The sequence below is a fragment of the Candidatus Schekmanbacteria bacterium genome (assembly GCA_003695725.1).
Classification (GTDB): Bacteria; Schekmanbacteria; GWA2-38-11; order GWA2-38-11; family J061; genus J061.
Window position 1 is genome coordinate 1 of sequence record RFHX01000196.1, and the last position, 7,442, is coordinate 7,442.

Below are 7,442 nucleotides of genomic sequence, written 5' to 3' on the forward strand. Positions count from 1 at the left end.
CCATAAATATTATAAAAAAATTATTTAAAAATAGGGAGGTTCAAAATCCACTCAATATCGAAAAGCTCGCCTATTGTACCCAATGCAAGTAAGGCGACATAAATAATTAGGATTGTCAAAAGAATTTCTCCTTTGTATTTCGAAAAGAAACTTTCTGAACTGTTCTTTGTTGTTTCATTTTCAGCCATTTTAAATCTCCTCGATCTGGTTTTATTTTATTTAATTTATAATCTTATGGCAAGACTTCTTATAATCTTTCATAAAATTTTTTTGCTTCATCATAATCATATGCAGTAACTCTTGATAAAATTGGAATTAATATCAGTGGTGAAAAGAGACAAATAAAGACTGGATCTATTTTATCCGTATTGCCAAATAGATACCATAAAAGTCCGCCTGAATATCCTATCAGCATTCCCCAAAAAACGGCATATTCCGTAGTTGCTCTATAGTAGATGATATAAGCAATAGCAGTAGCAGGAGGCACAACAACAGCGAAGGCAAAAAGGAGAAGTTTAAGGACGGATGCAACAGGAAATAACATAGCTGTAATTGCCGCAGTATAGCCATAAAGGACGGTTGTTGCTCTAAACCCAATTATTTTACCTCGAGGTGTAAGATTCGTGACACTACAAACCCAATCTTCGACTATCATCGTTGAACAGCTTAAAAGGATAGGGGCAGCCGAAGATATAATTGCCGCAGTCACAGCTGCAAGTGCAATCCCGCCAATTAGAGGATTTACGCACATTGCAAGTTTGGTAATCGAGTAATAGCTTTTTGAAACTGCGCTTGTTCCAAAGACAGCAAGAGTTTCTATACCGATAATCCCTGCTATAATAGGCACAAATGCGCTTATTATTCCTGCTATAATAAATGTATTGAATGAAGTTTTTTCATCTTTTCCAGCAGATGCAAAGTTCACATAAGCTGATACAGCAGGTGTATGAATTATTGCTGACAACTGCATTGCAAGGAGGGGAAAAATTCCGCCTCCAATGGGACTCCACCATTTATCAACAGAAATTTCTCCATTACTAATCAATGGAACCACATAATCAACTTTTGAAACTATTTTGTCCCAACCTCCTGCATATTGTAATCCAAAAATCGCTACTGCTGTCAGCCCAAAATAGATCACAATAACATGAATTAGGTTAGTGACAGCCGACCCCCATATCCCTCCGATGGAAACATAAAAAATAAAAATCGTGGCTGCAATAAAGATGGAAATATTTAAAGGAATTGTAGTAACGGCATTCAAGATTTTTCCGGTAAGATAAATTTCTATGACCATCACGATAAAAAGTTCTGTTTGCACACATAAACTGCCCAATATTTGACATTTTTTCCTATTGAAGCGGACATTGAAAATTTGAGGAGAGGAAAATAATTGTAGGCGTCTGAAGATTTTTGCAAAAAAAAGAGCAAAGAAAAGCATTGCAAGAATATGTGATAAGCCATACCACATATTCCATACTCCTCCGGTGATAACATCTCCTGCCACCCCATATGTTGCCACCCCACCTATCCTTATTCCTGCAACACCTGCGGCAGCAAAGATTATTCCGAGACTGCTGCTGCCAATTGCCCATCCTTCAGAAGTTGTACTTTTTTTGTAAAAGAGGGAGCCAATAAGAGTTATAAGAAAGATGTAAGATATGATGATTCCAAATATCAGCGGATTTTGAATTTCCATTTGACCCAATTTTATAAAAAATTCCAAAAATCGATACTAACATATATGGAGTAAAAAGGCAGTGCAATATCGGATTTTTATGAGTGTATATCAATGTGAGCAGTAATTGTTATGCTTTCTCAAGAAATTTAATCTTTGGCTGGAAATATTCAATCAAGCAGGAATTTTCAGAGTCTTAGCATCTCCCCAAATTCCTTCAAGGTTGTAGTAATCTCGTGTTTCTTTCTGGAAAATATGTATTACAACATCTCCATAATCGATGACAATCCATTGACAGAGAAGAAAACCATCAACAGAAATAGCATAGATGCCTCTTTTCTTAAATTCTTCAACAATATTTTCAGCAATGCTCTTTACATTTTTATCTGAAGAGCCATGGCAAATAAAAAAATAGTCGGCAATGCTCGTTATTTTTCTTACATCATAAAGCACCGGGTCAAGCGCCTTTTTTTCAAGGGCAAATTCAGCCGCCTTTAGGACAATCTGTTTTGAAGTCAAGCTTTCGCTTCTTTTCTTTTTAATCTTTTTTACAGGCTCTTTTCCCAAAAAGTTTCCCTCCTTATATATATATTTTCTTCTCAATCAAAAATTTCTCAACTTCGTGAGGAACTAAATATTTTATTGACGACCCTTCCTTCAAACACCTTCTTATCTTGCTTGCAGAAATATCGAGAAGAATCGACGAAAATAAATAGAGTTTGTAATTGCTTGTTTCAATCCCATATATTGTAAGATTCCCCTTGCTCTTTTCCTTTTTAAATTTTATATCCGGATAATCAGATGTAATTGTTTTATATAATGTATCTTCAAGTTTGTCTTCTTTATATCCCGGCCTTGATGTAACTATAAAATTGCAGGCACGCAGAAGATTGTCCACTCTGTGCCAAGTTGAAAATTCTTCAAATGTATCGATGCCTGATATCAAATAAATATCTTCATCATATTTTTTCTTAAATTCTTCTACCGTATCGATTGTGTAAGATTTACCTCCCCTATCTATTTCGATGGTGGAAATTTTAAAAAAAGGATTGTCTTGAATTGCAATCTTCACCATTTCAGCCCGATAATGAGGAGGCGCTATCTCCCTTTCATCTTTGTGCGGAGGAATATAGGAAGGGACGAAAACAACCTCCTTCAAGTTCATTTTCTCTCTTACTTCTTCTGCAATCCTTAAATGCCCTATATGGATAGGATTGAATGTGCCTCCTAAGATTCCAATGCGACCTTTATCTTCCATTCTATGAATTCAACTTTATATTGTCTTTTATACCCATCTCAATGATATAGACCGATTCTCTTTAATTTCTTACCTGCCCTTCCCCATATACTATAAATTTTGTCGTAGTCAACTCTTCGAGTCCCATTGGTCCTCTGCAGTGCAGTTTTTGTGTACTTATGCCCATTTCGGCTCCGAGTCCATATTCTCCGCCATCAGCAAAGCGTGTCGAAGCATTCACAAAAACCGATGAAGAATCGATTTCTCTTATAAATCGCTGAGCATTAGAGTAGTTTTCCGTAATAATGGCATCAGAATGATGTGAGCTGTATGTATTTATATGCTCGATTGCCTCATCGAGTGAATCAACAATCTTTACAGCCAATTTTAGTTCAAGAAATTCTCTGTTGAAATCTTCTTCCACTGCACTTTTTATTTTTGGGAGAATTTTTTTTGTCCTATTGCATCCCCTCATTTCAACGCCTGCATTTTGAAATTTTTTGGCTATTAGAGGCAAAAACTTTTTCGCAATATCCTTATGGACCAAGAGAGTTTCCATAGCATTACAGACACCGGGGCGCTGGACTTTTGCATTGAATGAAACATTCACAGCCATATCCAAATCAGCATAGGAGTCGACATATGTGGTGCACAATCCCTTATCATGGCATATTACCGGTATCCTTGAATTATCTTTAACGAAATTTATTAGTCCTTCACCACCTCTTGGTATTATCATATCGATATATTTGTCGAGTTTTAACATTTCAAATACTGCTCTCCTATCTATTGTATTTATTATTTGTATTGCCCCTTTAGGTATTTTGCATTTTCTCGATGCCTTTGCCAAAATATTCGCAATTGCACAATTGGAATTGAAAGCTTCACTTCCTCCCCTTAAAATTATTGCATTTCCCGATTTTATGCACAATGAAACCGCCTCTGCTGTAACTCCGGGCCTTGATTCGTAAATTATTCCAATGACTCCCACAGGCACCCGCATTCTTCCTACAAGAAGACCATTAGGTCTCTTCCACATTTTTACGATTTCACCACAAGGGTCAGGCAGGGATGCAACATTCCTTACGCTTTGGGCAAGTTTTTCTATCCGCTTCTTATCCAATTTCAACCTGTCAATCATTGCCGATGTAAGATTATTTTTCTTGGCATTTTTCAAATCTTCCTTATTTGCCTTGATGATCTTTTGATAATTTGTCTCAAGCCCCTTTGCCATTTCAAGAAGGGCTCTATTCTTGACTTCAGTTGACAAAACAGAAAGCTTCCTGCCTGCTTCTCTCGCAAGTTTTCCGTTTTTTTCAAGTTCTTTTTCAATAGACATTCAACTTATCCCCCTGCTTTAAGAATTTTTTATTTTCCAATTCAATTTATTCTATTATTACAAGATTATCCCTATGGATAACTTCATCAACATTGTCTCTGCCAAGAATCTTTTTTATCTCTGGTGACTTTTTCCCTTTGATCTTTTCAAGCTCTGAAAAGGAATAATTGACAAGTCCTCGCGCAAAGATTTCTCCATTTTCAGAGGAAATCTCTACTGAATCACCCTCTGAAAATTTGCCTTCAATCTTCTTTATGCCTGTTGCAAGGAGACTCTTACCCTTTTTTTCAAGTGCTTCCTGTGCGCCTTTGTCAACGATTATTTTGCCTTTAGCTTTCATAGTAAATCCTATCCAATGTTTCCTTCGTGTTATTCTCTCAATCTTAGGAAGAAAAAGCGTGCCGCATTCCTTGCCCGCAAAAAAATCTAATAGGATACTTCTCCTTTTCCCGCTTGCTATCAAGGTAGCCACACCCGACAGCGCTGCTTTTTTTGCCGACTGCACTTTGGCTGTCATACCTCCGCTTCCAAGGAGGCTTGTCGTTGTATCAAGCATAGTAAAGATGGATTTGTCAAACCTGTCAACGAGAGGAACAATAGATGAAACTCCCTTTGAATTTCTATTTTCTATACCGTCAACATCAGTAAGGAGTACTAACAGGTTGGCTTCAATCATATTCGCAAGAGATGCTGCTAAAAAATCATTATCTCCAAATCTGATCTCATCTACAGAAACTGTATCATTTTCATTTATGATTGGCACAACTCCATAATTCATAAGTGTGCGAATAGTATTCACGGCGTTTAAATAGCGCTTTCTCGATGTCAAGTCTTCGTGGGTCAAAAGTATCTGTCCAACTTTCATCCCATATCGTGCAAAAGCCTTTTCATAAAACTGCATCAATTTGCTTTGCCCCACTGCTGCAGCAGCTTGTTTTTCTTTGAGTGAAGAAATTTTCCCTCTTATTCCAAGATAACTTTTACCTGCAGCTATAGCACCTGATGTTACAAAAATGAAATCATATCTGTTGTTCAATTCAGCCAATTGTCTGACTATTGCATTTATTCTTCTTGAATTTATCCCATATTTCTCATCAGACAAAACAGCACTACCAACCTTGACGACAAAACGCTTAATAGATGACAAAAAACTCTGTCTATCAAAATTTTCAATTCTCATTCTTTTCTTCCCTGCTTTTGAGAATCAACTCATTTAGACGCCATATTAGTTTCTTAAGCCCTTTTTTCCTTATTGCCGAAATCGAGTACACTTCAAGGTCGCTTTTTTGTCTAATTTCATCCTCAACCTTTTTTATCTTACTCTCATCACTTTCAAGGTCAATCTTGTTCAGAGCTATAATTTGCTTTTTATTCAAAAGTTCAGGATTGTATTGGTATAGCTCAGCTTTCAAGGTCGCAAAAATCTCAATGGGACTTTTTTCTTTAAATCCTAAATAATCGATCAAATACAGTATAACACCTGTTCGTTCAATATGCTTCAAAAACCTCAAACCTAAACCTGACCCCTTATGAGCACCTTCTATCAGTCCGGGAATGTCAGCTATAACAAAGCTATTCTCTTCATCAACTTTTATTACACCAAGAGATGGTTCAAGTGTTGTAAATGGATAATCTCCAACCTTAGGATGGGCATTCGATACAACTGAAATCAAAGTGGATTTTCCTGCATTTGGAAATCCCACCAAACCAACATCTGCCATTAATTTCAATTCAAGGCGCAGAGTTCGTTCTTCACCTTTTTCACCTTCTTCAAAGGTTCTTGGCGCCTGATTTGTCGAAGATTTGAAACGGGCATTCCCTCTGCCTCCTCTACCCCCCTTTGCAACAACACATTCAGCACCTTCACAATCAAGATCAGCAATCAGCGATGAATCTTCTTTGTCATAGATAAGCGTACCTACAGGCACTAAAACAATCTTATCTTCTCCATTTTTTCCATGAAGTCCTGAACCTTTTCCATGTACACCACGGGCAGCTTTTATGTGGGGTTTATATTTGAAGTCTATCAGCGTAGACTTCCTTGAAGATGCCCTGAATATTACATCACCGCCTTTTCCGCCATCTCCGCCATCAGGTCCCCCAAAGGGAACAAATTTTTCGCGTCTGAAACTTACACATCCATTTCCGCCGTCTCCGGCTTTGACATAGACAGTTGCTTCATCAATAAACACTGAGTGGCGCGCAGTTTTATAATATTAGTTTTCGGTAGGATAAACGCTAATTCTTTTTTTGCCTTTTGATACCCATTCCAAGGCAACCTTCCCTGCTACCAATGCGAAAAGAGTATCGTCTTTGCCTCTTCCTACATTTTTGCCAGGTAAAATCTTCGTTCCTCTCTGCCTCACAAGGATTGTGCCGCAATTGACACTTTGACCACTAAAGCGCTTCACACCAAGACGTTTTCCTGCACTGTCGCGGCCATTACTTGAACTTCCACCAGCTTTTTTATGTGCCAATTTATCTTCTCCTTTAAATCTACTCTTATGAATTAATCTCTTTTATTTTTAGCAAAGAAACTATTTGTCTGTGTCCCTTTTTTCTGCGATAATTTTTTCGTCTTTTAAACTTAAAGACAATTACTTTTTTATCTTTTACAGTTTCCACGAGTTCAGCATTTACACTTGCATTCTCCACAAAAGGGTTGCCTATCTTTGTCTCTTTACCATCACTGACAAAAAGGACTTCATTCAAGACGATTGTATCTCCGGGCTTTCCCTCAATCTTTTCTACCTTTATTAAATCTCCGGGAGAAACAGTATATTGTTTACCCCCTGTTTGCACTACAGCATACACTATATCTTCCTCCCATTATGCTAAACTATCCGATTTTCAGCTGAACCTATTGATCGTTTTTCGCCGCTAAAACCAAACTCTATCATTCAGAGAGAGTAGATTAATATTTATTTTCCAATAAAAGTCAAGAAAATATTGAATATTGTAATGAATCCCATCTGTCCAAAATAAGATTTTTAAGAGGAAGCCTCATCGGGTAAAATAATTTTTTGAAAAAAACCAAACCTGAGAGGAGGCTTCCATGAGTAAATTTAGCAATATTTTTAGTCAGATTCTACAATTATTTTCAAAGGTTGAGTTTTATAGGTATGTTGATGAGACAGGGTCAGAGAAGGGGGCAAAAGGGTTTAGTTGCTGGAAGCAGTTTGTTGGGA

The 7,442-nt window shown here is 37.2% G+C and carries 9 protein-coding genes; 1 reads left to right on the plus strand and 8 read right to left on the minus strand.

The genetic code is table 11. The features are described 5' to 3' along the window. Positions 1-247: 247 nt before the first annotated feature. From D6734_07755 to rplU, 8 genes are all read right to left on the minus strand, one after another. Positions 248-1,699, minus strand: coding sequence for a sodium:solute symporter family protein (locus D6734_07755; GenBank protein ID RMF94433.1), 1,452 nt, complete (start codon positions 1,697-1,699; stop codon positions 248-250). 153 nt (positions 1,700-1,852) lie between these two features. Next, positions 1,853-2,281 carry a ribosome silencing factor gene (gene rsfS / locus D6734_07760; protein ID RMF94434.1) on the minus strand — a complete coding sequence of 143 codons (429 nt, stop codon included), beginning with the start codon at positions 2,279-2,281 and terminating at the stop codon, positions 1,853-1,855. After that, positions 2,259-2,936: a nicotinate-nucleotide adenylyltransferase gene (locus tag D6734_07765; GenBank protein RMF94435.1), complete on the minus strand. Its 678-nt coding sequence runs from the start codon at positions 2,934-2,936 to the stop codon at positions 2,259-2,261. The genes rsfS and D6734_07765 overlap by 23 nt, the downstream gene beginning before the upstream one ends. 61 nt (positions 2,937-2,997) lie before the next feature. After that, entirely contained in the window at positions 2,998-4,254 is a 1,257-nt protein-coding gene (locus D6734_07770) for a glutamate-5-semialdehyde dehydrogenase (protein RMF94436.1), read from the minus strand. 46 nt (positions 4,255-4,300) lie between these two features. Beyond that, the gene (gene proB, locus D6734_07775) at positions 4,301-5,434 is read right to left on the minus strand and encodes a glutamate 5-kinase (GenBank protein RMF94437.1); all 1,134 of its coding nucleotides are present in this window, start codon (positions 5,432-5,434) and stop codon (positions 4,301-4,303) included. Next, positions 5,424-6,446 carry a GTPase ObgE gene (obgE, locus tag D6734_07780; GenBank protein RMF94438.1) on the minus strand — a complete coding sequence of 341 codons (1,023 nt, stop codon included), beginning with the start codon at positions 6,444-6,446 and terminating at the stop codon, positions 5,424-5,426. Before obgE ends, proB begins: the two co-directional genes overlap by 11 nt. Before the next feature lie 24 nt (positions 6,447-6,470). After that, entirely contained in the window at positions 6,471-6,731 is a 261-nt protein-coding gene (locus tag D6734_07785) for a 50S ribosomal protein L27 (GenBank protein ID RMF94439.1), read from the minus strand. Between the two features lie 25 nt (positions 6,732-6,756). Further along, complete coding sequence (gene rplU / locus D6734_07790; GenBank protein ID RMF94440.1) at positions 6,757-7,068, minus strand: 50S ribosomal protein L21; 312 nt, start codon at positions 7,066-7,068, stop codon at positions 6,757-6,759. 241 nt (positions 7,069-7,309) lie between these two features. On the opposite strand from rplU, the gene D6734_07795 reads away from it, so the two are divergent. Further along, on the plus strand, positions 7,310-7,442 hold a 133-nt coding region (locus D6734_07795), incomplete at its 3' end, for a DUF4372 domain-containing protein (protein RMF94441.1).